Source organism: Methylobacterium sp. WL116 (assembly GCF_008039455.1).
Lineage (GTDB): Bacteria > Pseudomonadota > Alphaproteobacteria > Rhizobiales > Beijerinckiaceae > Methylobacterium.
Map to the genome: position 1 here is coordinate 1 of NZ_VRUV01000474.1, position 3,564 is coordinate 3,564.

4 protein-coding genes are annotated in these 3,564 nt (G+C 75.2%); 1 reads left to right on the plus strand and 3 read right to left on the minus strand.

The window, feature by feature from the left end; genetic code table 11:
• From FV223_RS22970 to FV223_RS22980, 3 genes are all read right to left on the minus strand, one after another.
• Window positions 1–654 (minus strand): transglycosylase domain-containing protein (locus tag FV223_RS22970; protein WP_246689768.1); only part of this gene is annotated, 654 nt, incomplete at its 3' end.
• A 162-nt stretch (window positions 655–816) separates the two neighbouring features.
• Entirely contained in the window at window positions 817–1,869 is a 1,053-nt protein-coding gene (locus tag FV223_RS22975; protein WP_147729159.1) for a chemotaxis protein CheB, read from the minus strand.
• A 97-nt stretch (window positions 1,870–1,966) separates the two neighbouring features.
• The gene (locus FV223_RS22980) at window positions 1,967–2,545 is read right to left on the minus strand and encodes a TspO/MBR family protein (protein ID WP_147729160.1); all 579 of its coding nucleotides are present in this window, start codon (window positions 2,543–2,545) and stop codon (window positions 1,967–1,969) included.
• A 191-nt stretch (window positions 2,546–2,736) separates the two neighbouring features.
• Here FV223_RS22980 and FV223_RS22985 point away from each other — a divergent pair.
• Window positions 2,737–3,564 (plus strand): aminotransferase class V-fold PLP-dependent enzyme (locus FV223_RS22985; protein ID WP_147729161.1); only part of this gene is annotated, 828 nt, incomplete at its 3' end.

Below are 3,564 nucleotides of genomic sequence, written 5' to 3' on the forward strand. Positions count from 1 at the left end.
GAGCACCCGGTCCCGCGCCCGGCGGGCGTTGGCGGGAAAGCGGTCCGGCCGGCGGGTCTCGGGCGCCTGCGGCAGGGCGACGAGGAGGGCGGCTTCGGCGAACGAGAGCCGGGCCGGCTCGCGGCCGAAATAGGCGAGCGCCGCCGCCCGCACGCCCTCGACCGGGCCGCCATAGGGCGCGAGCGCGAGGTAGAGGTCGAGCACGCCGGCCTTGCCGAAGCGCCGCTCGAGCGCGACCGCGCGGACCATCTGCCGCAGCTTTGCGGCGAGCGAGCGTTCGGCGCGCGGCTCGACCAGGCGGGCGACCTGCATCGACAGGGTCGAGCCGCCGGAGACGATCCGTCCGTGCGCCAGCCATTGCCACGCGGCGCGCAGCGTCGCCGCCGGGTCGATGCCGGGATGGTCGGCGAAGCGCCGGTCCTCGTAGGCCGTGAGCATCGCGAGATAGCGCGGGTCGACGGACGCCGCCGTCACCGGCAGCCGCCAGCGCCCGTCCGGCGTCGCGAACGGGCGCAGCAGGGTCCCGCGGGCGTCGACCACGATGGTGGAGCGCAGGTCCGCCTGCGCCAGGTCGAGGGGCGGCAGCGCGGCGGCGAAGCGCCAGAGGGCGAGGGGGGGGATGGCGACGAGGATCGCGACGAGGGCGACAAACACGCGCCACCTCCCTCCCCCCTCTGCGGGGGAGGGTGGCCCCCGCGTCAGCGGGGGTCGGGGGAGGGGAGCGCCGTATCCGGAGGCGTCGCTCCCCGCATCCGACCCGCTTCGCGGGCCACCTTCTCCCGCAGAGGGGAGAAGGAAGGCGCGCGCGGGCCTCGATCACGCCACGGAGAACGCGGCGACGTCGTCCGGCGTGCCGACCGGCACCGCCGCGGCACCGGCCGCGATGCGCTTGACGAGGCCCGACAGAACCTTGCCGGAGCCGATCTCGGAGAACGCGTCGACGCCCGCCGCCGCCATGGCCGCGATGCTCTCGCGCCAGCGCACGGTTCCGGTCACCTGCGCCACGAGGTTTCGGCGAATCGCATCCGGATCCGAGACCGGCGCCGCGAGCACGTTGGCGTAGAGCGGCACGGCCGGCGGGTTGAGCGTGACCGCGTCGAGCGCCGCTCGCATCGCCTCGGCGGCGGGCTGCATCAAGCGGCAGTGGAACGGTGCCGAGACGTTGAGCATCACCGCGCGCTTGATCCCGCGCGCCTGCGCGAGCGCCACGGCGCGCTCGACCGCGGCCCGGTCGCCCGAGAGCACGACCTGGCCGGCGCCGTTGTCGTTGGCGACGTCGCAGACCGCGCCCTCGGCCGCCTCCGCCGCGATCGCCGCGGCGATCGTCCTCGGGCTGCCGATCGTGGCGATCGGGCCGTCGCGAGCGATCGCGCTCTCGGGCATGCCGTGGCGGGGCGGCGGCTCGGGCGTGAGCACCATGGTGAGCCCGCCGGCGCGATGGATCGCGGCGAGCCCGCGGGCGCCGCCGTCGAGGGAGCCGGACAGCACCACGCCGATCATCCGCCCGCGGCCGTGCCGGGCCACGGAATGGAAGAGCAGGTCGACCGTGCGGTTGCCGTGCAGCCGCATCGGGTCGGCGACGATCTCGCCGAAGCTGCGGTCGGCCAGGATCGGGTGCCGGGCCGGCTCGCCGATGTCGATGCGGCCCGGCTCGAAGCGTTCGCCCGCGTCCGCGATCAGGACCGGGGGCGGGCAGGCCTGCGCCAGGATCGCGCGGAGGTGGCTCGGCCGGTCCCAGGGGCGGAGCAGCACGAGGAGGACGGCCCGGAGCGGCGCCGGGAGGGCGACGAGGAGCGCCCGGATGTCGCGAAGGCCCTCGGCCCCGGAGGCGCCGACGCCGACGAACCGGGGCCGGTCACCGGCGGGCATGGGTGCACGGCAGCATCGGGCCGGGCCGGGGCGCCACGCCGGACGGCGAGGATTTTTTGGCCCCACGGTCCGGGGCGTGGGGTGCCGGCGCGCCGCGTCAGTTCAGCCGCCAGATCGCCGCGTTGAGCAGGGACGCGAAGGCGACCCAGGCGGCGTAGGGCACCAGAAGCCACGCCGCGATCCGGTCGATCCGCCAGCTCAGGCGGATCGTCCACAGGATCATCACGAGGAGGGCCACCACCACCACCAGGCCGGCACCCAGCGCGTGGCGGGCGAAGAACGTCGGCGTCCAGGCGGCGTTGAGCGCGAGCTGCACGCCGAAGGCGGCGATCGCCAGCCACCAGCCCCGGCGCGACGGGCCGGTGGCCGGGCGGGCGCCGAGCAGGCGCCAAGCTGAGACGACCATCAGCACGTCGAGGATCGTCCAGGCGATCGGGAAGGCCGCGTTCGGCGGGTTGAAGGCGGGCTTGGCGAGGCCGGCGTACCACCCGTCGATCTCGGGGGCCGTCGACAGCCCGCCAATGAGCGAGGTCGCACCCACCGGCAGGATCGCGGCGGGCAGGCGCAGCCACCAGGGAAGGGCCGGGCGGATCGGAACCCGCGTCGGCGAGGCTTGCGTGGACGAGGCTTGCGTGGACGAGGCTTGCGTGGACGCGGCGCGGCTGGCGGTCTGCATGGACGAAACCCGACGGGGACCTCGGAGGCGGCCCCGGCCCGGATCGTGGCAGCCGCGGCGTTCGGAGGCTATAGGAAACCCGCGCGTCTTCCTCCCCTCGTGCGGGGAAGGGACGATGAAGGGAAGGGACGCGGCGCGAGCCGAATCCGGACCGTCGAACGATCTCCCGCCACGCAACATCGGACGCGGCCATGACCTCACGCAACCCGACGGACGACGCCGACCCTCGCGCCGCCGGATGGTCGAAGCGGACGCTCGCCGCCCAGGCGATGGGGCATGTCGAGCCGGTGACCCGCGCGGTGGTGGCGCCGCTGCACGTCTCGACCACCTTCATCCGCGACCCCGACAACGGCTATTCCTCCGGCTTCTCCTACGCGCGGCCCGACAACGCGACGGTGCGCGAGGCGGAAGCCGTGCTGGCGATGCTGGAGGAGGCGCCGGCCGCGATGCTGTTCGGCTCCGGAATGGCGGCGGCGACGGCGGTGTTCGGCGCGCTGGAGCCCGGCGACCACGTGGTCGCGCCGGCGGTGATGTACTGGGCCCTCAAGCGCTGGCTGCGCGAGGAGGCGCCGCGGCGCCGGCTCGACCTCGATTTCGTGGCGATGGATGACCTCGACGCCCTGCGCGCCGCGATGCGGCCGGGCCGGACCAAGCTCGTCTGGATCGAGACCCCCGGCAACCCGCTCTGGACGGTCACCGACATCGCCGCCGCGGCCGAGATCGCCCATGCGGCCGGGGCGCGGCTGGCGGTCGACTCCACCGTCGCCTCGCCGTTCCACACCCGGCCGCTGCGGCTCGGCGCCGACCTCGTCATGCATTCCGGCACCAAGATCCTGAACGGCCATTCCGACGTGATCGCCGGCGTGCTCGCCACCGCCGCCCGCGACGCCGCCTGGACCCGGATCGGCGCGATCCGCGCGAGCGGCGGCGCGATCCTCGGGCCGTTCGAGGCCTACCTCTTGATGCGGAGCCTGCGCACCTTCCCCCTGCGCGCCGCCGCGCAATCGGCCGGCGCCCTC